Origin of the sequence: Streptomyces sp. NRRL F-6676 (assembly GCF_000725625.1) — a bacterium.
Classification (GTDB): Bacteria; Actinomycetota; Actinomycetes; order Streptomycetales; family Streptomycetaceae; genus Streptomyces.
The window spans coordinates 208,891-231,750 of the sequence record NZ_JOHS01000016.1 but is presented as its reverse complement, the minus strand read 5'-3'; the positions used below and the strand labels follow the sequence as shown (position 1 = coordinate 231,750).

General features: G+C 66.9%; 9 protein-coding genes. 3 read left to right on the top strand and 6 right to left on the bottom strand.

All coding sequences use genetic code 11. From position 1 onward, the window contains the following. Positions 1-294: 294 nt before the first annotated feature. The 4 genes from IO29_RS38520 to IO29_RS13955 form a co-directional block, all read right to left on the bottom strand. On the bottom strand, positions 295-975 hold the full coding sequence (locus IO29_RS38520) for a WD40 repeat domain-containing protein (protein ID WP_158709380.1): 681 nt from the start codon (positions 973-975) through the stop codon (positions 295-297). Positions 976-1,291: 316 nt separating this feature from the next. After that, on the bottom strand, positions 1,292-7,696 hold the full coding sequence (locus IO29_RS13965) for an RHS repeat-associated core domain-containing protein (RefSeq protein WP_078618503.1): 6,405 nt from the start codon (positions 7,694-7,696) through the stop codon (positions 1,292-1,294). Positions 7,697-7,802: 106 nt separating this feature from the next. Next, positions 7,803-12,089 carry a LamG-like jellyroll fold domain-containing protein gene (locus IO29_RS13960; protein ID WP_030382548.1) on the bottom strand — a complete coding sequence of 1,429 codons (4,287 nt, stop codon included), beginning with the start codon at positions 12,087-12,089 and terminating at the stop codon, positions 7,803-7,805. A 495-nt stretch (positions 12,090-12,584) separates the two neighbouring features. Continuing rightward, a complete protein-coding gene (locus IO29_RS13955; protein ID WP_030382549.1) occupies positions 12,585-14,684 on the bottom strand; it encodes a carbohydrate-binding module family 20 domain-containing protein in 2,100 nt (699 codons plus the stop codon). A 295-nt stretch (positions 14,685-14,979) separates the two neighbouring features. Between IO29_RS13955 and pulA the strand changes: the two genes are divergently transcribed. Continuing rightward, positions 14,980-20,376 carry a pullulanase-type alpha-1,6-glucosidase gene (gene pulA, locus IO29_RS13950; RefSeq protein ID WP_030382550.1) on the top strand — a complete coding sequence of 1,799 codons (5,397 nt, stop codon included), beginning with the start codon at positions 14,980-14,982 and terminating at the stop codon, positions 20,374-20,376. Between the two features lie 69 nt (positions 20,377-20,445). Further along, complete coding sequence (locus tag IO29_RS13945) at positions 20,446-20,799, top strand: 5-carboxymethyl-2-hydroxymuconate Delta-isomerase (RefSeq protein WP_030382551.1); 354 nt, start codon at positions 20,446-20,448, stop codon at positions 20,797-20,799. A 7-nt stretch (positions 20,800-20,806) separates the two neighbouring features. Here IO29_RS13945 and IO29_RS13940 read toward each other — a convergent pair whose 3' ends face one another. Continuing rightward, positions 20,807-21,520, bottom strand: a complete 714-nt coding sequence (locus tag IO29_RS13940) for a TetR/AcrR family transcriptional regulator (RefSeq protein WP_106969913.1) — start codon at positions 21,518-21,520, stop codon at positions 20,807-20,809. 140 nt (positions 21,521-21,660) lie between these two features. After that, on the bottom strand, positions 21,661-22,482 hold the full coding sequence (gene map / locus IO29_RS13935) for a type I methionyl aminopeptidase (protein WP_030382553.1): 822 nt from the start codon (positions 22,480-22,482) through the stop codon (positions 21,661-21,663). Between the two features lie 104 nt (positions 22,483-22,586). Between map and IO29_RS13930 the strand changes: the two genes are divergently transcribed. Further along, on the top strand, positions 22,587-22,859 hold the full coding sequence (locus tag IO29_RS13930) for a helix-turn-helix transcriptional regulator (RefSeq protein WP_030382554.1): 273 nt from the start codon (positions 22,587-22,589) through the stop codon (positions 22,857-22,859). Position 22,860 lies beyond the last annotated feature (1 nt).

The window sequence follows — 22,860 nt, the reverse complement described above, 5'->3', positions numbered from 1 at the left end:
CGCCAACTCACCCCGGAGCCGTTCCACCTCCCCCAACCTCATACCGAGAAGATGCCCAACACCAGGCGAGATCACCCAACGTAACGAAGCACTACTAGTAGCCGGGTCGGCAGGCAGTCAGCACAGTCCCATGGGATGGGCACCGGCTCAGCGAGGGCGCCGATCGCGTCGGTCGTTCCCGCGAGCGTGGGAAACGCCAGATGCGGTCCTCCCGGGCTGCCGAGCAGGGCGCGGATGAGTGGCCCCGGCCCGTCGCTTTCGAACCAGGCCGGGCCGGGCCCGGCGTCGCCTTGGTCATCCCGGAACCGGAGGACGAGCAGAAATGGGGAAAGCACACTCGTGGACTGTGACGCCGTCTGTGGCGGTGCTGGTGGCGAGGAGCACTGTTCCTTCCGGCCGGCTGAGGGTACTTACGACGCTACCGCTGAGAGAAAGGTCGATTGGGTCGCCGGTGCTCGCCTGCCAGGCCCGAACGGTCGCATCAACGCCGGCTGCGAACAGAACTTCCGTGTCTCCCACTGTCGCAGTAGCGAGCGAGAACACCTGGGCGCCTGTGTTGATTGTCGGTCCCACCGCTACGCCTGTGAGAGCGTTCCAACCGCAGATCAGGCCGTCCTGGTCAGTGGAGAAGAACACCGCTTTTTCCCATGAGGCAGACGCCTCAAGAATGCGCACCGGAGAAGTGTGTGCCGCAACGGCATCGCCCAACTGTTCTCCGGTCATGGCATCCCAGCGCCAGATTCGGCCGGCGTCATCACCCGATACGATCACTGCAGCGCCGCCCCCTGATGGCACCATCTCCACCGCCATCATGCTGCCTGGGTGCTCCGTCTCTTGAGAACTCCAGACCATCGCGCCGTCGGCGATATCCCACTGATAAATTACGCCGTTTTGGCCAGCCCCGAAGAGTGCCGTTCGACCGTCAGGTAGGCATCCTGTGGCCAGATCCCAGATGGTCCACCCCTCCCACGTCATATCTGGACGATGACGGCCGGTTCGGGCATCCCACCATTCGATGCCATCCTCTGTAGCGATGACTAGCCACACGTCATCGTCGGGACCTCGTACAAGCACTTGGTCGTTGCATCCCGGTAGACCCTCGTCCCAACACCAGAGCGAATGCCCAGTGTTCAGGTCCCATCGGCGCACCTGCGACCCATCCCAGAGCGAAGTTACGAGAAGTGGCTCTCCGTTTTGTTCGACGCCCAGCAAAGGCACGGGCGAGCGCCCAACCTCTGTGTGTAGTGTGACGAGTTTTCGCTCTACTAGTCGTCCCATGGTTGCTCCTGCTTCAGCGTTTGCTTCGACCTGATCTCACCGAGAAGTCCCATTGTCCGGGAAGGGCCCCTTTGGCCATGGCTCTGGTGACAACCGGCATGGCCCTCCCGCGCCCAGGGGTCTCCCTCAATTCGTTCAGGTAGGACTTGTTGACCGTGCGATCGTACAGCACTCCATTCGTGTGAGCGTATGCTTCGGTTTCCGGTACGCCGAGAAACTTTGAAAAACTTTTGGAGCACTCGGCTCCGCAGATGCGGGTGGTTACGTAAGCGTTGTGCACCTTGACGATTTTCCCGCCCAAATCTTGCTTTTGCATATTGACGTCCGCCTTATACTTGCCGGCAACGATTTCGGCATGCACCCCTTGTTTTTCCGCTTTTATGACAGCCACGCCCATCTTTTCCAGTTCTGCTTCTAGATCCTTTGGGATTCCGGCGCTAGAGAAGACGATGTAACGAGAACTCGTTCCCTGCTCTCCGAGTTTCTCATCTACGTCTACTTGCGAGACGACCAGTGTGTAATTGCTATTACTCAGGCCTGCGGTGGTCTTTGCGGCTGCTTTCTCGCGGTAGTCCTTGATGTACCACATTAGGATGGCGTAGAGGTCGCCCGCCAAAGCTGCGGGAATTGCCTCGGCTTTTTTCGCTGGAGTTCGAATGAGGTTCTCAGCCGGGCTTGTATCCGTGTTGGGCGCTGACCAGCTAACGTGGTTGCTGGCGAAGGCAGTGTTCTGAGATCTTTTTGGACCCCCGGGCTCGTGCCCCGGGGTGGTGTTCTCATAGCCGGGGCCAGGGCGGGTCGGACAGTCGATGTCAGCGCAGAGGCCTGCGGGGTCGCTGAGTGTGACAGGGTTGTTATTGCTATATGCGTAACCGTTCATCTGCTGCGAGTCAGCCAGATCGAAAACCGGGTCAACAGAGATGAAACGGCCGGTAGTCGAGTCGTACTCACGTGCGCCCAGATGGATGAAGCCCGTCGTCTCGGTATCGTCGGTGCCGCCGACGTAACCCTTGGTGCCGGGCCAGGTACCGGTGCTCTCGCCTCGTTTCCCGCCGAAGGGCAGTGTGCGGCGCTGGGAGAGACCGAGGTCGTCGATGCTGATGGCCAGTTGGCCGGTGCCGAGATGGTCGGCGACGGTGATGCTGACCTTGCCGTCGTCCGACTGGACGGCCTGGCTTCCGCCTCCGAGGTCGATGTAGCGGGTGGCCTTGGGCGCTGTGGCTCCCTTGGCTAGGACCAGTTCGGTGCCGCCGAGGTAGACGGTGGTCTCGTTCGGCCCGCGGGCGATGAGACGGTTGCCGTCCGCGTCGTAGAGGTAGGACGTGACCTCGTCGGGCTTGTCGGCCACGGGCTGGGTCACCTTGGCGAGGTGGCCTTCGGGGTCCCACTCCAGCTTCTGGGTGTCACCGGAGATCGTCCGACCGATGGTGTTGCCCGTCGCGTCGTAGGCATAGCTGGTCTTCGCTGTGCCACTGGGACCGGTCTGGTTCACCTCCGTCAGGGTGTGCGGCTGTGCGGCACCGGCTGCCGGGTAGGTGTAGGTGCGCTGAATGTCCTTGCCGGAGGCACCGGCGATGTCGTGAAGCGTTTCCGTCCTGCGGTTACCGACCTTGTCGTAGGTGTACGACTGCCAGTACGGCGCGACTCCTCCGACCGCACTCGCCGAAGCGGTGGTCTCGCAGGTGGTGTCAGCCTCGGTCCACGCCTCGGTAAGTCGGCTCAGATAGTCGTAGGTGAAGCACTGATTGTCGGTACCCGCCCGGGAGACGTCGGAGACGGACAGGACGTTGCCCGCTTCGTCGTAATGGTAGGTGTCGAAGCGGTCGACACCGGCGACGTCCTGACGGTCTACGCGGGAGGTCGCGAGGCGCTGAGTTCCCCACTCGTAGGTGTTGGAGACCCGCGCGGGCTTCGCGCCGCTCGCGGTGGAGGCGTAGAGATAGGTGAGAGGTTTGCCGGTCAGCGAGTAGCTGGTGTCGGCCTTGAAGCCGTTGCCGAGAATCGAGGTCGGGCGGAGCGTGTCGTCATAGCTGTAGGAGTAGGAGCCGCCGGGTAGTGAGCCGGCCGCTGAGTAGGAGACGCCTGCCGTCAGACCGGAGGGTTTGTAGCTCGTGCCGACTTGGTAGGTGCCGGACAGGCCCTTGTTCTCTGTGGTGTCTGGAATGGTGATGGCGGTGCGTATGGGCCGGTACAGCCGGTCGTACATGTTGACCTTGCTTGTGTACTCGGCGCCGTCCACATAGCGGGTGGAGGAGGTCAGCTGCCCCTTGGCGCCGCTGACCGTGTCGTAGAGCCAGGAGGCCCGCAGGGTGCCGGTGGCGCTGTCGTCCCGTAGCTCAGTCTGGCGTCCGAGCTGGTCGTAGCTGTGGTGAAGGATCTTTCCGCGGGCATCGGTCGTGGTGACGACCTGGTCGCGGTCGTCGTACCAGGTGCCGGTAGCTCCCTTGTCGGGGTCGACGGACTTCGTCTGCCGCCCGAGTTGGTCGTAGGTGTATCTCCATTCGTTGCCGGCCGGGTCGGTGACCTTGGCGAGCTTTCCAGCCGGTGTGTACGTGTATGCCGTCGTGTCGTAGGCCGCGTCGGCACTACGTGCGTGGTGCTGGCGCAATTCCGTGGTCTGCCCGCGGACGTCGGTCAGTGTGGTGACAGCGGTGCCGCCTTCGGGCGGAATGACTGTGGTGCGGTCGCCGCCGTAGAGGGTCCGGGTGATGTCCAGGACTTTGCCGCCGTCGCCGTTTCCGGCAACCTCTCTGGCCTCCGTTTCACGACCGAGGCCGTCGTATACGTGCCAGGCTTGTGTCTCGACGCTGAGGGCGTCCGCGGGCTTGGACAGCTCGCGGCTCGGGGCTTTGGTGGTGTAGTAGGTGTCGAAGGTCCTGGCGACCTGGCCGCGCTCGTCGTAGAAGTTGTCGGTGAGGAGGCTGCCACCGTCAGGGCCGACGTCCTGGGTCTGACGGGCTCTCAGCAAACCGTCGTAGAGGGCGTAAGAGGGGAGCTGCGCCCCTCCGTTGTCAAGAGTCAGCGTGCGGACCGCGACCGGCTTGTTCTCCTCGACGAAGTAGTCGAAGTCGTAGGACGGCGTCTGGGTCGTCCTGCGGTCGGCGAGCCAGACCTTGTCGCTGCGCCCTAGTGCGTCGTAGGTGTAGGTCGTGACGTTTCCGTTGGTGTCCTTGTCCGAAATGGGCTGGCCGCGCAACGTCTCGAGCGTGGTGACGTTGCGCTGTGCGGTCGTCGGGTCGGAGGCTTTGGCCGGGGGAGTGGTGGTGGTGATAGTCGTGGGGAAGCCGGTGGCCGGGCTGTAGGCAGTGGTACTGGTCAGGCCGTCCTGACGAGCGGTCCGCATGGGCGTACCGCCCTCGGCTGCGGTGACGTCGGCCGTGAGATCCGTGGAGGTGACCCGGCGGCCGTAGGAGTCGTAGGTGCTGCCGCCTTCCAGATAGGTGGCTGTGGTGCCGTCGTGCTGTTTGAGCTTGGCCGTCGCCGTCACGTCACCCTTGGTGGGCGCGGCCCCGTAGTCTCCACCGTCATAGGCGATGCGGACGTCGGAGAGGACGTCCTTCGCGCGATCAGGCGTGTCGGAACAGTCGCCGCTGACAGTCTCCTGCCGGGACGGGAAAGTCAGGATGTTGTCATCCGAATTGGTGGCGTAGGTGCTACGGGTGCAGGTGTTGTCTGCGACCGTGAGCTGACCGTGGTCGTCGACGGAGGTGAGCCGGCCGGCGACGGTGTCGTAGGTCATGGCCTGCTCGGAGGTGCGCCAGCTCGATCCGGCGCCGTCGTCGAGCGAGGTCATCGTGCGGATGTGTGCCGTGCCGGTGAAGTTGGAGGTCACCGTGCCCCAGGAGCGCTCCCGTTTGCCGGTCTCGTGGTGCCAGGGGCGCTGGATGGCCTTTTCAAGGATCTTGCCACCAGGAGCGGAGTACGTCTCCGTCTTGTAGGCGAAACCGGCCGCCGACTCGTGGTCGGTGATCGGGTCGCCTTCGTCCGCGCCGAGCGTGACGGTGACGGACTTGGTGCCGCCGGAGGGAGCCTTGCGGTCGCCGTCCATGCCCCGTAGGAAGTAGCTGTCCGCCTGGGACTTGAGTGCGGTGCCGCCGCCCTGTCCACCGGTCTTGACCCGGACGTGGCCGTAGCCGCGCCATTGCGACCAGGTCTTGTTCTTCTCCTTGGTCAGGCCGTCGTCATCGTCGTAGTGCCAGGCCGCACCGTCGAGGTACTCGTAGGTGGTGACGGCGTCCGGTGCGCCGCCGGTGCGATCGGTGGCAGTCACCGAGGTGGCGACATACTTGTTGAACCACTGCAGCTCGGGGTCTTCCTTGTCCGAGCCTCCCACCAACTGAGGGAAGCATCGGGTGGTGTTGGTCTGCGGGGTCGGCAGGTCCGTCGTGTCGCAGGCGGGCGCCGAGTAGTCGACGTCGGTCTGTCCGCCGTACTCGTCGGCGATGGTGGACAGTCGGGCCTTGATGTACGGGGCGTATCCGTCGCCGATCTTGTCTAGACGGTTCTCGAGCTGGGTGTAGGCGAAGGTGGTCTTCGGCAGGGTGATCGGTGTGGTGTCGGTGTGACCGGTGTGCTGGATCGAGTCGAGTAGCAGTTGGTAGTCGATGTCGGCCTGACCCCATCGATGGGTCAGGGCCCAGGAGTCCACGGTGCTGTAGTCGTCACCCTTGAGGACCTGGGTGGTGATTCCGGTGAGCCGCTTGCGGGTCCAGAACGTCGGCGAGTAACTGGTGTCGCAGTCCGTGCCCGCGTCGCAGTTCATGTCCCACGGTGTGTCGTACCAGTAGAAGGCGTCCTTGGAAATCGAGGAGCAGTCCGTGGCACTGCTGGGGATGCACCGCTCGGCGCTGGCGAAGTCGACCTTGGCCAGAGCCTTGGCCGAGTACATGGAGGAGGACTTGAGTCCGTACTCGATGCGGTCGAGGTAGCCACCCCGTGTGTAGCGAGTGTCGTCGGCAGCCTTCAGGTTGCGGCCGTAGGAGTTTTCTTCCTTGTTGTAGTAGTACGCGACGGCATTGCCGTGGGTGTCGACGGCGTAGTCGAGGTTCCAGCGCCAGGCCTGTTGGCACCAGGAGTCGGCGAAGGTGTCCTTGTGGCAGGGCTCACCGGAGTCGTCGCCGTAGACGGGCACGCTCCAGGTGGAGTCGGTGGTCTCCTTGCCGTCTTCCCAGCCCGGCAGCCGGTTGTAGCCGAAGTAGTAGCGGTTCCCCTTCGGATCGGTGACCCGCCAGTACTCGCCGTCGGCATCGGAGTTGGCCCGGTTGGTCGACTTCAGCCGGACGATGCGGGTGCCGTCGTCCTTCTTCAGCCGCCATGCATCGTCCCCTACGGGTACGAGCTCGCCGCCCTTGCCGTTGAGGGAAATGTAGGCGTTGTCATAACCCCAGCACATGTCGGCAGGCTTGTTGACGCCGTCATCGGCCTTCTGCCCGTCGTCGGCGCACGGTTTGTAGCGGCGCTCTATGGATCCGGGCCACAGGTCGAATCCGTCACCGACCCAGGAGGACTGGTTATTGGTGTTGCTGGTGCGCCCGTCGATGCTCCCCGAGGAGTACGACAGACCCACGCCGGGAGTCATGCCACCGGGTACGGCAGGGACAGGGATGTTGTACGACCAACTGAAGTCCCCGGTACTGAGATTGGTGCTCCAGGTCGACGAAGGGGAAAGCGATGTGGCCTTGAAGTCCCCGGTCTTACCACTGTCGTCGGCAACGGCGGCGAGTACGGTCGGGGCGCCGGACTGGACGGACACCTTGGAAGCGGTGAGTGTCTGGCTCTCGGTGTCGTTGGTGGTGGCAAGCGGGGTGCTCGTCCGGCATGCCTTCTTTGCAGGCGTGGTCAGCGCGCATGCGGGCAATTCGACGAGTGTCAGACGGGAAGCGTAGGAGCCGCCGAACGCCTGAGCGAACGACGAGTAGTCGACGGTTGCGCCGACGGTGCCCGAGGCGTTCTTGTCCTGGGCTTCGAGGCTGACCAGCAGTCCGTCGATGCCCGCCTTCTGCGCGGTGTCGTTGCCGAGCACACGGGCCTGGACCCGCCCTCCGGTGGCGGACTTCACGTGCTTCGCGGGGGTGCTCAACTTGAGCGGTAGCCCCTTGGCCGGCACCGGGCTGCCGGCCTTCGCCGTCGGCTCCTTGAGGTCGACCAGAGCAGACCCTGCCTCGGGCCAGGCTGCCTTCGGCTTCTTTGCGGGGGTCCGGGGCCCCTTCATGGTGGTGCGCGGCTTCACCTTGATGGGGGCGCCGACCGGTACCGGTTTGTCGGGGTCCGACACGGTGGGCAGTCCCTTGCCCGCAGCCTCCGCCGTCGGTGTGAGCGCCACCGCCTGCAACAGTGCGGCGACCAGAACCGTCGACACCCCGAGTGCGACTCTTCGCCGCCGGTCGACAGCACCGCGTGATCGCGATATGCCGTACATGCTGAATCCGATCCTCTTCGACAGGCGCTCAGCCGGAGCAGTGTGAGCGCGGAGTATGACAAGTGGGAGGGCCGGAGCGCCGGTGTGAGCCGGCGCCCCGGGCGGATCAGTCGCCGGGTACTTCGGTGGGGACGTCGAACCAGGAGCCGGCGAGTTGCTCGATCTGGTTTTCGCTGAGCGCGCCCTGGAAGGTCCACACGTCGTCCACTAGCCCCGGGAAATAGGAGCCCGCCCTACCACCGGTGCCGCTGCGGCCGATCTGCAGTGACGTGGCTTCGAAGGCCAGGACGTTCTCTGCCCAGGGCACCAGGTCGGCGCAGGTGTCGCTGTCGTTGGATCCGTCGCCGTCGGCATCCGTGCAGGCCACCTCGGCCAAACCGCCGTTGACATAGAGACGGGCTTGTTTGGCGAACCCGTCGTAGACCACGGCCAGGTGGTTCCAGTCGCGGGCGTCGTAGAACTCGCCGTTGTCTACTTGAACCACGTTCGCATCGGACGCGTCCGTGTCAGCCACGGCCAACTCCCATCGCCCGGGACTGGTCTCGGGGTCGGTGGCATCCGGCACGAACTCAACTGTGAACGCGCTGTGGCTGCTGCCTTCGGCGCTGGCCAGGGCCACGGCCCCGTCGGGCATTCCCGCGGCTTGCGCCCAGGCGGTCATGGTGAAGCTGCCGGAAGTGTCCACGGGCATGGTGTTCGTCGACGCATAGTCATCGACGCCGTCCAGTTGCATGGCGCCGTAATCGATCCATCCGGAGTCGGACTTGGCGGCACCACCGCTCATGGTGAGCGCGTTGCCCGTGCCGGCGGCGTCCGGCACGGTGACCGGAGCGCTGTCGCTGGTCGACTCGAACGTCCAGCGGCTTGTAACCAGGGAACGCTGCTGGTACAGCTGAGCCACTTCCGTCGCTGAGACAGGCCGGTCGAAGAGGCGTACGTCGTCGATCTGTCCGGAGAAGAACGAGCCGGGCTGTCCTTCGGCGGAGTCGGCCCCGATCTGCAGTGCGCCACCCGCGTACCAGTTGGCGTGCAGCTCCGTGGAGCCGGCCTCGACGCCGTTGACGTACAGGATGAGCTTGTTGGCGATGGTGTCGTGGACACCGACGAGGTGGGTCCAGGTGTCGCCGTAGGCGGTCTTGCCGTCGGCCTGCATGGCGCGCACCGGTGTTGCGTCGGATGCGTCGGCCGAGTACTCGTTGAATGCCCAGCGGTCGTATGCCTTGGAGTAGTACAGATCCAAACCGGGTTTGTGCGTGCCTGCCTGAGCGACGATGACCGCGGCGTGATCGGGCTTGTCCTTGGGCAGCTTCGCCCAGGCGGAGACGGTGAAGCTGCGCTGGTTGTTCAACAGGGGACGGCCGGTCGTGGCGTAGTCGTCGACACCGTCCAGGGTGAGTGCCTTGCCGTCGACGCCCGCCCCGCCGGGGATCGGGCCTCCGGAGAAGGAGGCCGACGGTACCTCGGCGGCACCGGTGAGCTGTGTGGCGTCAGCGGGCTCGTCCAATGAGAACACGGCACGCGCCGGCCGCCCGGCGTTCAGGGACTCTTTGCCGTAGAGCCGGGACACTTCATTCACGGACAGCGGCTTGTCGAAGATCTGCAGTTCGTCAATGGCTCCCGGGAAGAAGGCTCCCGGCTCCCCGTTGTACGAGCCGGCACCGATCTGCAGTCCCCGCCGGGCATCCCATGGCGAGTCGTATGCCGTCGTTCCCGCCAGCTCACCGTTCACATACAGTTTGAGCTCGTCATCGGTAGAGCTGTAGGTCCCGACGAGGTGGGTCCACTCACCGGCTTTCGCTCCGCCTGCCGAGGCCTGCATGGCCCGAGCGATGCCCGCATCCGCGGTATCGGACTTGTACTGGTTGAACGCCCACCGGTCGTAGGCCTGCGAGTAATACAACTCGAAGCCCGGCGCGTGGTTGCCCGGCTGTGCCGCGATGATCGCCGCATGGTCGGGGAGCGACGCCAACTTGGCCCATGCCGAGACGGAAAACCCACCCGAAGTATTGACGGTGGGAATGTCCGTGACGGCGTAGTCGTCGACGCCGTCGAAGGACACCGCGGTTGCCTTGGCGCCGGCCACACCCGGTGTCGCTCCGCCCCTCAGTTCGGCAGTGCGCTGTGGTGATGTTCCCCCGGCGGCGTCCGAATCCGGGCCTTCGTCCAGTTCCCACATCGCCTGCTCGGGCTGGCCGGCGGCGACCCTGAACTGGTAGGTACGGGTCTCGCTGGCGTTGCCGGCTTGATCGAACGCCTTGGCGGTGAAGAAATTGAGCCCGGGCTTGGCCGGAAGCACGTTCACGCTCTTGGCGGCACCTGTGGATGTGGTGACCGCGTTCTTCGACGTGGGATCACCGTTGATGCCGAACCAGTACTTGGCCACGTCACTGTCGGCGCCCTTGATCACGAACGACCCGTACTTTCCCACCCCGTCGAACCACTGGTCGTCGGGATCCTCCGGGTCAGAGGCCGGGTACTCCCCGGACGACACCGAAGGGGCTTTCGGCACACTCGTGTCGTACGTGAAGTAGCAGGCGGTCGGGTCACCCGCGTAAGACCACGGCGAATACTGTGCCCCATCGTAAGCGCGTACGTACCAGTTCACCTGCTTGTTCGCCGGCACGGACGGCAGGCTGACCGCAAAATCGGAGCCGGATTTCTTGGAGGAGGTGAGTGATGGCTTCCATCGGGTGATCAACCCCTTGCCGTCCCCCGAGTCCCACTTGGCCTGGAACTGCACCGCGACCTTGTCACCGTCAGGGTCGGTCACGTTGTTCGCGTAGATCTCGCCCAGTGTGCGCACGCGCGCCGCGTTCGCGGGTTTCTTGCAGGCACCGCCGTATTCCATGGTCAGCTGCGACATCTTGATCTGCGAAGGGGGACGGTTGTACTTCACCCTCAGGTAGGCCTTGTCCGAAAACCTCTTCCAGCCTTTGGCGTCCGTCTCATCGGGCGACTGCAGTCCGAACGTCATCGTCGAGTCCCTGTCGTCGGCCGCAGATTGCACCGCCGACTTCACATCGAACTCCGCGTCCTTGGCCGCACATCCGGTGTAACCGTAGGCAAAAGACTCCGACTTCAGGTGCTTGACCCAGAATCCTGGCGCGTTCTGCGTGTTCCATGTCGTTGATGAGGAGATGCCCTTGGTCTGCCATAGCTCTACGGTGCGGGCCGAGCACGAAGCCGACCAGGTATTGCGCACCACGAACTCCGCGGACAGGATCGATTTGCCCGCGAACTTGGACACCGGAATGCGGTAGAAAAGGCGTTTGGTGTCGTTCGGTTTGCAGTACGTCCAATTGCAATAACCCATTCCGGCGTCCGAGGCCCCGTTGAATTTCCACTGCGGTGACGACGCCCAGTACTTCGACGCCATCGTCCACGCCGATGCCCGCGGCGAGTACCACTGAGGATCTATGAACACCGGATAGGTGGTGTCCTCGCCTTTCAGTACATCAGCGTCCGGGGTCAGCACCAGGGCATCGCGGTCGGCCGATACCTCCACGTCCACCGGTGCCAGCTTTCCGGATTCCGCTGCCCCTGGCTCATCCACGTCAGCTACTTCGACAGTTGTTGCCTTGGCGGCCGGGGATGTCGGCATGTCCGAAGGCGCCCCACCCGGACTGGAGTCCCACATCATGGGCTTCGGTGCCTCGAAGACGGCGCCGTCAGCACCCTTATCCAGCGCCTGCAGGCCACCTTGATCCGTTTCCTGGACATTCAGCCCTTGGGACGACAGATTCAGCCGTAGCTTTGCCAGCTCCGGATTCGATGCGGCTTCAGCCGTCTTCACCACCAGTAGCTGGGAGAACCCGTCCTCTTGGGCGGTCATCCGCAGGTCGACGTCTGGGAGAACCGACGGGTAGGTTGCCACAGCCCCGGAGATGTCGGGCTTCGGCAAAGAGTTGGGCCACGACAGGTCGAGTTCACGGCCCGCACGCTGCATGCGCACCAAGGGTGCCTTGCTGCCGCCGCCGGAGAACTCCAGGCCTACCGTTGAGGCCTTGGGGGTGACCAGTCCCTCGTCATCTGCGACCAAGTCCGTGTCGATGCGCTGCCAAGAACCACCGGCACGGGTCCAGACTGGACGTAGGTATTCGCGGGCCTCCAAGTCGCCGTCCGGCGTGGCGAACACCTCGCTGCTTTCCCCACGCAGCCCGGCCATCTCGACCGGCTCGCCGGTTCGTTTCGCCTTCGCCAGCGCCTCGGCCTCCGACAGGACATCGGTGCCTGCGGCTCCTGCGCTCTGCGACGAACTCGTCCCCTGCGACGGGGCGCCCTCTGCCGCTGCTGCCACGGCGGTTCCAGGAACCAACCCGATCGTCAGCGCTGTACCTAACAGCGCCCCAACGCACGTGCCTCTGCCCCGTCTTCGGGTCCACATCCCCGTCATACCCCATCCACAATGTCGTCACAGTCACCGAGTAACTAACGTCATCCAGGAAGGGAAGGTCAACGGGAAGGAAACGGACAATGGGGATCCAAGCTCGACTTCGGGATGTGATGTGCGGAACGTTTAGTGGCAGGGTCGTAGCAGCTTGTAATGTATTGGTCCCTTATGTAGACAGCGATGTCAATGGGATCCGACCCGCGCCAGACGCAGGCTGTGGTCGACAACTGACCTCTGAGGCAGTGGGGTTGCACCGGTCACCGTGCTGACACCGTGCATCGTTGCCATACGCTCGGCCAACATCGAGGTTGTTGTCGGCCCGTGGTCCGTCCCCTTCCTCCTGCGAAGTCAAGTGGAGAACTCCCATGAAGTGAAGTGCACGACGGGCTGTCCTGGCCGGGCTGGCGTCCATCCTCTGAGCCGACAGCGTGCCGGCACGGCCCGGTCCGCCGCTTGTTCGGTGGGCCGGGCCGGTCGTCGTGGGGTTCCCGCCGTCGTTTACTTCCAGGTGTCACTCGCCATGTACCCGCTCGACGCCCCCGTCGAGTACGAGCGGTTCGTGCCGGATTCCCAGGTCACGTTCCCGGACGTGTCCTTCTTCAGGTACTTGTACGTGAAGGCCGTGCTCTTGGGGACGATGACCAGCTTGCTCCAGGTCGGGTACGACGCGGAGGACAGCGGGATCGCGTCCGTCGGGTTCCAGGAGCCGAGGGACGGGAGGGAGCCGACGACGTAGACGTTCGTGCCGGACGTCGTTGTCGCGTCGACGTTGAACGTGACGTCCGTGGCGTCCGTGCTCGCCACGTTCCAGGTGTTGTTCAGGGTCAGGGCCGAAGTCGCCGTCGTCGTCGAGCGGTTCGCGTTGGACTCCCAGGTGACGTTCCCCGAGGAGTCCTTCTTGATGTACTTGTATGTGAAGGTTGTGTTCGTGGGGACTGCCGCCTGGGCCGACCAGATGGGGTAGCCCGTCGACGACAACTTCACCGCCTTCGTCGTGTCCCAGGCGCCCAGGCTGTCCGTCGAGCCGACGACGTAGACGTTCGTGCCGGATGTCGTGGGGGCGTATTCGTTGAACGTCGCCGTGACCGTCGTCCCGGAGCCGCCGTCGCCCCCGTCGTCCCCGCCGCCGTCGCAGCTCGTCGTCGGGCAGGTGTACGAGCCGTCGTAGAACGCGACGGCTCCCTTCGCCGGGATCGTCAGCGACGCACTGCCGCCCGATACCGTGACTTTCGTCGTGCCGCCGTCGATCACGTTGGTGTACGTGCCGTCGGCCATGCCGGTCGTGAACGTGTAACTCGCCGATGAGGACCCGTTGTTGAGGGCGAAGAAGCCCTTGCCCGAGCGGCCGAAGCCGATCACGTTCGACGACTTGCTCTGCCAGTTCGAGACGGCCGCCGTGTCCGTGGCGTTGTGGAAGGCGACCATGCCGAGGACCGCGGCGTCGCGGTCCAGGCAGTACCAGCTGCCGCCCGAGCAGTCCGTGTCGGTGACGAAGCCGCCCGAGTTCGGCGGGGCCTCGTCGGAGACGTTCCACTTCCAGCTCGCGTACACCGTCGGCGTGGCGCCCTTCCACGCCAGTTGGAACAGGTTGGCCAGCCGGTAGGCGTCACCGTCCTTGTAGGACAGGTGCAGCCCGTTGCGCTCGGTGTCGTGGTTGGTGACGAAGGCGACCGCGTTCGCGGCCGGCAGGATGCCGCTGGAACCGAGGGACGACAGGTCGGAGACGTTGCCCTGGAACGCCGACTTCAGCCTGCTCGCGTAGGTGAAGTCCAGGACGTCACCGGAGGCGTAGTAGTCCGCCGGCTGCGGGGTCGTGCCGGGGTACACCTCCTGGAAGACGTACGGGTCCGCCCCCGAGGACGTGTTGTCCAGCTTGGCCTCGATCGCCGCCATGTCGCCCTCGGCGATGTGCTTGGCGGCGTCCACGCGGAAGCCGTCGACACCGGCCGCGAGCAGCTTGTTCAGGTAGCCCGCGATCTTCGACCGGACCGAGTCGTCACCCGTCTTCAGGTCGGGCAGGCCGAGCAGTTCGCAGTTCTGCACCTCGGCCAGGTTGTTCCAGTCGTCGATCGTCCCGTCCTCGTCGTTGCAGTAACCGTCACCGGCGTGGTGGTAGTCACCGGAGTCGAAGTCCGGGGTGTCGTACTTGTTGGTGAGCGTCGTGCCGTTGTAGCCGGTGCCGGTCTGCGCGGCGGTGTGGTTGATCACCGCGTCCACGTACACCTTCACGCCCGCCGAGTGGCACGTCGACACCATCGAGGAGAACGCGGCCGCCGTCCCGAAACGGCTGTTGAGGTTGTAGGAGTAGGGCTGGTAGACGTCCCACCAGTAGAAGTTCGGCTGCTTGAGCGATTCGGCCGGTGGCGCGACCTGTACCGCGCCGTAGCCCGCCGGGCCCAGGACGTCCGTGCACTCCTCGGCGATCGACTTCCAGTTCCACTCCCACAGGTTGGCGATCACGTCGTTCTTCGCGGTGGTGTCCGCCTGCGCCGGGGCGGCCGGCAGTGCGACGGCGCCCGCGAGGGCGAGCGCGCCGGCGGCCGCGGCGGTGGACAGGCGGCGTATCAGCCCGCCGGGGGGTCTGTGTGGGGTCGTCATGTGCGGCTCCGTTGTGGGGAGAGCGGCTCCGGCGGTGGGGACCCGCGGAGTCCGCCTTTCAACGCGAGCCGAGCGTGCGGGAGTTGAGAGGGCCACGTCAAGGTTGTCGTTGAAATTTCTTGCTATGAGTTTCAGAACTCTTGCTGCAACCCTTGCGGCGGCGGTACGGTCACGCCGCGCCCGGCAGCCTACGACGCCGCCACCTTGGCGCGGGGTCCACGAACCGAGCCGAACCGAGCCGTACCCGCGAGGAGTTCCCCCTGTGAGACCGAGATCGTCGAGAGCGCAGGCGCCCCTGTTCGGGCGCCGCACCCCACCGGGCGGCCGGATCGCCGCCCTCACCGCGGCCGCGCTCGCCGCCGCGCTCCTCAGCCCGGTCGCCGCACGGGCCCAGACCCCGCCCGCGCCCCCGTCGGACGCGAAGCTCGCCGCGCAGCCCGCCCGGCACGACGCGACCCGCGAGCAGTTCTACTTCGTCATGCCGGACCGGTTCGCCAACGGCGACACCGCCAACGACAAGGGCGGACTCACCGGCTCCCGCCTCGCCACCGGCTACGACCCCACCGACAAGGGCTTCTACCAGGGCGGCGACCTCAAGGGGCTGAGGAAGCGGCTCGACTACATCAAGGGCCTGGGCACCACCGCCCTCTGGCTCGCCCCCATCTTCAAGAACCGCCCCGTGCAGGGCACCGGCGACAACGCCTCCGCCGGCTACCACGGTTACTGGATCACCGACTTCACCAGGGTCGACCCCCACTTCGGCACCAACAAGGACCTCGAAACCCTCATCGACAAGGCCCACCACAAGGGCATGAAGGTCTTCTTCGACGTCATCACCAACCACACCGCCGACGTCGTCGACTACGAGGGCAAGAGCTACGACTACCTCTCCAAGGGTGCCTTCCCCTACCTCACCAAGGACGGCGAACCCTTCGACGACGCCGACTACGCGGACGGGAAGAAGAAGTTCCCCGCCGTCGACGGCACTTCCTTCCCGCGCACCCCCACCGTCGCCGCCGCCGACAAGGACGCCAAGGTCCCCGCCTGGCTCAACGACCCGACGATGTACCACAACCGCGGCGACTCCACCTACGCCGGCGAGTCCGCCACCTACGGCGACTTCTCCGGCCTCGACGACCTGTGGACCGAGCGCCCCGAGGTCGTCCGCGGCATGGAGAGGATCTACGAGCGCTGGGTGCGCGACTTCGACGTCGACGGGTTCCGCATCGACACCGTCAAGCACGTGAACATGGAGTTCTGGACGCAGTGGGCCACCGCCCTCGACGCGTACGCGGCCCGCCACGGCCGCAAGGACTTCTTCCAGTACGGCGAGGTCTACTCCGCCGACACCTCCGTCACCGCCCCCTACGTCACCCAGGGGCGCCTCGACGCCACCCTCGACTTCCCCTTCCAGGACGCGGCCCGCGCCTACGCCTCCCAGGGCGGCAGCGCCGAGAAGCTCGCGTCCGTCTTCGGCGACGACTACAAGTACACGACCGACAAGGCCAACGCCTACGAACAGGTCACCTTCCTCGGCAACCACGACATGGGCCGCATCGGGTACTTCCTGCACCAGGACAACCCGAAGGCCACCGACGCCCAACTCCTCGCCAAGGACCGGCTCGCCAACGAGCTGATGTTCCTCAGTCGCGGCAACCCCGTCGTCTACTACGGCGACGAACAGGGCTTCACCGGCGCCGGCGGTGACAAGGACGCCCGCCAGACCATGTTCGCCTCGAAGGTCGCCGACTACCTCGACGACGACGAGATCGGCACCACCCGCACCCACGCGAGCGACGCCTACGGCACGTCAGCCCCGCTCTACGAGCAGATCGCGGCCCTCGCCAAGCTGCGCAAGGCCAACCCCGCCCTCACCGACGGGGTCCAGACCGAGCGGTACGCGGCCGACGGGGCCGGTGTCTACGCCTTCACCCGGACCGGCAGGGACAAGGAGGAGTACGTCGTCGCCTTCAACAACGCGGGTGACGCGAAGACGGCCACCTTCGCCACCGGCTCCGCCGGCATGACCTACCGGGGCATCTACGGCACCAAGGCGAACGTCACCTCCGATGACGACCGCAAGGTCACCGTCACCGTCCCCGCCGGTTCCGCGATCGTCCTCAAGGCGACCGCACCACTGGAGAAGCCCGCCACCAAGCCGACGCTCACCCTCAAGGCCCCGGCGGCCGGTGCCACCGGCACCGTGGAACTGACCGCCGACGTCGACGGCGGACAGCTCAACCGTGTCGTCTTCGCCGCCCAGACCGGCACCGGGACGTGGCGGGTCCTCGGCTCCGCCGACCGCGCCCCCTACAAGGTCACCCAGACCCTCGGCGCGGACGTGAAGCCCGGCACCGCCCTGCGGTACAAGGCGGTCGTCGTCGACTCCGCCGGCCGTACCGCGAGCGCCACCGCCGCCTCCACCTCCGGCACCCCGCCCGCCGAGGAGATCCCCACCGCTTCCTCCCGCGACTACGCGATCGTCCACTACAAGCGCACCGACGGCGACTACGCCGACTGGAACCTGTACGCGTGGGGCGACCTGGCCGACGGCGAGGCGACCACCTGGCCCGCCGGGCACCCCTTCACCGGGCGTGACGCGTACGGCGCCTTCGCCTGGGTGAAGCTCAAGCCGGGCGCGTCGAACGTCGGCTTCCTCGTCGTCGACAAGGACGGGAACAAGGACGTCGCCGCCGATCGCTCCATCGACGTCACGAAGACCGGCGAGGTGTGGATCGCGCAGGGCGACGCAGACGTCGTCACCCAGAGGCCCGACCACCCGGCGCAGGACACCACCAAGGCCGTCCTGCACTACCACCGCGCCGACGGCGACTACGACGGCTGGGGGCTGCACGTCTGGACCGGTGCCGCGAACCCCACCGACTGGTCGGCACCCCTGAAGCCGGTGAAGACTGACAGCTATGGCGCTGTCTTCGAGGTGCCGCTCACCGCGGGTGCCACCGCTCTCAGCTACATCCTCCACAACGGCGACGAGAAGGACCTCTCCGCCGACCAGTCGCTCGACCTCACCGCCGCCGACGGCCACGAGGTGTGGCTCGTGAGCGGCCAGGAGGAACACCTGCTGCCGCAGCCCGCGGGCGGCGCGGCCGCGCTCGACCTCGGCACGTCCAAGGCGATCTGGATCGACCGGGACACCGTCGCCTGGAACGGGACGGACGGCGCCGCCTCCACCCAGCTCCTCTCCTCCCACGACGGCTCGATCACCGTCAAGGACGGGGCGCTGACCAGCGACGACGAGCGCTGGCTGCGGCTGACGAAGACCACGCTCACCGACGCCCAGAAGGCGAGGTTCCCGCAGCTGAGGGACTACACCGCCTGGTCCGTCGACCCGCGCGACCGCGACCGGGTGCGCACCGCGCTGCGCGGGCAGCTCGTCGCCACCCAGCGGGCCGCGAACGGCGCCGTCCTCGCGGCGACCGGCGTGCAGACCGCCGGTGTCCTCGACGACCTCTACCCGGCCGCCACCGAGGCCGACCTCGGGCCCACGTTCCACCACGGCCGGCCCACCCTGGCCGTCTGGGCGCCCACCGCGCAGAGCGTCGCGCTGGAGCTGGACGGCCGCAGTGTGCGGATGCACCGCGACGACACCACCGGCGTCTGGTCCGTCAGCGGGCCGGCGTCGTGGAGGAACAAGCCGTACCGGTACGTCGTGAAGGTCTGGGCGCCCGCCGCCGGGAAGTCCGGGGAGGTGGTGACCAACAAGGTCACCGACCCCTACTCCGTCGCCCTCACCACCGACTCCGCGCGCAGCCTCGTCGTCGACCTGGCCGACCGGCGACTCGCCCCGTCCGGCTGGTCCACGCTGCACAAGCCGAAGGCCGTGCCGCTGCGGGACGCCCAAGTCCAGGAACTGCACGTCCGCGACTTCTCCGTCGCCGACCCGACCGTCCCGGCGAAGGACCGGGGCACCTACCTCGCCTTCACCGACAGCAACAGCGACGGCTCGAAGCACCTGCGCGCACTGGCCGAGTCCGGCACCTCCTACGTGCATCTGCTGCCGGCGTTCGACATCGCCACCATCCCGGAGAAGAGGTCCGACCAGGCGACCCCCGGCTGCGACCTCGCCTCCTACGCCCCCGACTCCGACAAGCAGCAGGAGTGCGTGGCGAAGACCGCCGCGAAGGACGCCTTCAACTGGGGCTACGACCCGTACCACTACACGGTCCCCGAGGGCTCGTACGCCACCGACCCGGACGGCACGGCCCGTACGGTCCAGTTCCGGCAGATGGTGAAGTCCCTCAACCAGGACGGGCTGCGGGTGGTGATGGACGTGGTCTACAACCACACCGCCGCCTCCGGGCAGGCCGACACCTCCGTCCTCGACAAGGTCGTCCCCGGCTACTACCAGCGGCTGCTCGCGGACGGCTCGGTGGCGACCTCCACCTGCTGTGCGGGGACCGCGCCCGAGAACGCGATGATGGGCAAGCTGGTCGTCGACTCGATCGTCACCTGGGCCAGGGAGTACAAGGTCGACGGCTTCCGCTTCGACCTCATGGGCCACCACCCCAAGGCCAACATCCTCGCCGTCCGCAAGGCGCTCGACGCGCTCACGCTCAAGAAGGACGGCGTCGACGGGAAGAAGATCATCCTCTACGGGGAGGGCTGGAACTTCGGCGAGGTCGCCGACGACGCCCGCTTCGTCCAGGCCACGCAGAAGAACATGGTCGGTACCGGCATCGCCACCTTCTCCGACCGCGCCCGGGACGCCGTGCGCGGGGGCAGCCCGTTCGACGAGGACCCCGGCGTGCAGGGCTTCGCGAGCGGCCTCTACACCGACCCCAACTCCTCGACGGCCAACGGCACGAAGGCCGAGCAGAAGGCCCGGCTGCTGCACTACCAGGACCTGATCAAGGTGGGCCTCAGCGGCAACCTGGCCAAGTACCGGTTCACGGACACCGACGGCAAGGAGGTCACCGGCGCCGAGGTCGACTACAACGGCGCCCCCGCCGGGTACGCGGACGCGCCCGGCGACGCCCTGGCCTACGTCGACGCGCACGACAACGAGTCCCTGTTCGACGCGCTCGCCTACAAGCTGCCGAAGGACACCTCCGCCGCCGACCGGGCCCGGATGCAGGTCCTGGCGATGGCCACGGCCGCCCTCTCGCAGGGCCCGGCGCTCTCCCAGGCCGGCACCGACCTGCTGCGCTCCAAGTCCCTTGACCGCAACTCCTTCGACAGCGGCGACTGGTTCAACGCCATCCACTGGAACTGCGCCGACGGCAACGGCTTCGGGCGCGGGCTGCCCCCGGCGGCCGACAACCAGGCCAAGTGGCCCTACGCCAAGCCGCTGTTGACCTCGGTGAAGGTGGGGTGTGCGCAGATCGAGGGTGCCTCGGCGGCCTACCGGGACCTGCTGCGGATCCGTACCACGGAGCAGGACTTCTCCCTCGCCACGGCGGCCGCGGTGCGGGAGCGGCTCACCTTCCCGCTCTCGGGCAAGGACGAGACGCCCGGCGTGCTCACCATGCGCCTCGGTGACCTGGTCGTGGTCTTCAACGCCACACCGGAGAAGCGGCAGCAGACGGTCCGCGCCGTGGCCGGGACGCGGTACGCGCTGCATCCCGTGCAGGCGAAGGGCGCGGACGCGGTGGTGAAGGGCGCCTCGTACGACAGGGCGGGCGGGACGTTCACGGTCCCGGGGCGGACGGTCGCCGTGTTCACGCGCGGTTAGGGTGAGGGGGCCCGCCGTGTTCGGCGGCGGGCCCGCTTCAACGAGCTTCGACGAGATCAGGAGCCGCTCATGCCGCAGGTCACCGTGGACTACTCGGAGTCCCTGAGAAGCACCTTCGACCGCGAGGGCTTCGCCAAGGCGCTGACGGCGGAGCTGGTCGCGACGGCTGCGGCGCGGGCGGAGGCGTGCAAGACGCGCTTCGTGCGGACCGAGGACGCCCGGGCCGGCCTCCAGGACGGCGGGCCCGCCATCGTCCACGTCTCGATCGCCCTGCTGCCCGGCCGCACCGAGGAGACGAAGGCCAGGCTCACCGAGAACGTACTGGAGCTGCTGCGCACGCACATCCAGCGCGACGGTGAGCGGCTGCACGGCTCCGCCGAGGTGCGCGAACTCGACGCGTCCTACCGGATGTTCGAGGTCTGACCAGGCCCTACGGGGCCGGGGGCGCGGCCAGGGCGACGAGCCGGGCGACCAGGTCCGTGAACGGGCTGTCGGCCGGCTCCTCCTTGACCATGGCGCGCAGCACGTCGCTCATCTCCTCGTCGTACGCCGCGCTGACCGCCGCCAGCGCGGCGAAGTCGTGCACGAGCTGCACCTCCAGCTCGCCGCGCGGGATCCGGCGGCCCTCCAGCCAGATCAGCGCCGTCGACTCGGCCAGCGAGACCCACGAGCGGACGACCATTTCCAGCCGCGCGGGCGGGGCTTCGGCCCGCGCATCGAAGCCGAGGTGCGACAGGATCTGGACATAGGCGGCCTGGCGCACGGAGTCGACGAGCGCGTTCGCCCGGGAGGAGCCGACGGCGGGGCCGCCGCGCATCAGGGCGGAGAAACCGGGGCCGTGGTCCTCGACGAAGTCGAAGAAGCGGCGCATCACGCGCAGCAGCCGGGCGCCGAGCGGGCCCTCGTGCGGTTCGGCGAAACGCCCGGCGAGGTCTTCGGAGGCCCGCTTCAACGCGGCCTCGTAGAGGCTGAGTTTGCCGGGGAAGTAGTGGTAGACCAGCGGCCGCGAGATGCCGGCGGCCGAGGCTATCTCGTCGATGGAGACCTCGTCGGGGGAGCGTCGGCTGAACAGTTCGAGGGCGACGCCGATCAACTGCTGCCGTCGCTCCTCGACACCCATCCTGCGGCGAGCCCCGGTAGTCATACGAACACTTTACCGATCACTTCACCGATCACTTGACCGATCGGATCCGGCCGGTTGCGGACGGTGGGGGTTGCGCGTGAGAAGCGGGGCGGTGTGCGTGACGGGTGGTGCGGTACGCGTGACGGGCGGTGCGGGAGCCGTCAGCGGTCCGTGCCGGACGACGACTCGTGGCGGTCCGCCGCCGCCTTCTCCTCCCGCGGGCGCCGGGTGAGGACGAGCGGCTCGGACTCGGTGATGGCGACCGTGTGTTCGGAGTGGGCGGCGCGCGAGCCGTCGGCCGAGCGGATCGTCCAGCCGTCCGGGTCGAAGCGGATCTTGTCGGTGCCGGCGTTGAACCAGGGCTCGATCGCGAGGGTCAGCCCGGGGCGCAGCTTCCAACCACGGCCGGGGCGCCCGGCGTTGGGGATGTGCGGGTCCTCGTGCATGGTGCGGCCGATGCCGTGGCCGCCGAACTCCAGGTTGACCGGGTAGCCGTACTCGGCGGCGACGCCGCCGATGGCCGCGGAGATGTCCCCGAGCCGATTGCCGGGCCGGGCCACCGCGATCGCGGCCTCCAGGGCGACCTCCGTGGCCTCGATCAGCCGCAGGTCGGCCGGGTCCGCACTGCCGACGGCGACGGTGTGCGCCGAGTCCGCGGCCCAGCCGTCGATGGCCACGGCCATGTCCATGGTCAGCAGATCGCCGTCGCGCAGTGTGTACGGGTGCGGCAGCCCGTGCAGGACGGCGTCGTTGACCGAGAGGCAGACGACGTTGCGGAACGGGCCCTTGCCGAAGGAGGGGGCGTAGTCCCAGTAGCAGGACTCGGCGCCGCGCTCCTTGATCCGGCGGCGGGCGTGGTGTTCCAGGTCCATCAGATCGACCCCCACCGCGGCGAGCTCGCCCAGCTCGGCCAGCACCTGGCCGACGAACTGCCCGGTGACACGCATGCGCTCGATGTCTCTGGGCGTCTTGTGCTCGATCACTGCGATTCCTCGATTCCCCGGGGCGGCCGACAGGTATATTTATACCAGGCGAGAATGGTGCTCGGTCCACGCCGGAGGCGGGGGTGGGCGGGTAGCATGGGCGAATGGTTCGCCACCCGCTCGCCCCCGAACAGATCGAGGCGGGCCGACGCCTCGGAGCCGCGCTGCGCTGCGCCCGGGCCGGGCGCAACCCCGGTGAAGTGGCCCTCGCGGCCGGCATCTCGCCGGAGACCCTCCGCAAGATCGAGACGGGTCGGCTGCCGACGCCCGCGTTCGGCACGGTCGTACGGCTCAGCGAGGTGCTCGGCGTGCCGCTCTCCGAACTCGCGGACGTGTGGCGGACGGATCCGGCGGCGGCGCTGAGCGAGGCGTCGTAGC

Coding starts and splice junctions, on each gene's coding strand:
- IO29_RS38520 (WP_158709380.1), bottom strand. CDS start 975: ATGACGTGGGAGGGGTGGACCATCTGGGATCTGGCCACAGGATGCCTA.
- IO29_RS13965 (WP_078618503.1), bottom strand. CDS start 7,696: ATGTACGGCATATCGCGATCACGCGGTGCTGTCGACCGGCGGCGAAGA.
- IO29_RS13960 (WP_030382548.1), bottom strand. CDS start 12,089: ATGACGGGGATGTGGACCCGAAGACGGGGCAGAGGCACGTGCGTTGGG.
- IO29_RS13955 (WP_030382549.1), bottom strand. CDS start 14,684: ATGACGACCCCACACAGACCCCCCGGCGGGCTGATACGCCGCCTGTCC.
- IO29_RS13945 (WP_030382551.1), top strand. CDS start 20,446: ATGCCGCAGGTCACCGTGGACTACTCGGAGTCCCTGAGAAGCACCTTC.
- IO29_RS13940 (WP_106969913.1), bottom strand. CDS start 21,520: ATGACTACCGGGGCTCGCCGCAGGATGGGTGTCGAGGAGCGACGGCAG.
- IO29_RS13930 (WP_030382554.1), top strand. CDS start 22,587: ATGGTTCGCCACCCGCTCGCCCCCGAACAGATCGAGGCGGGCCGACGC.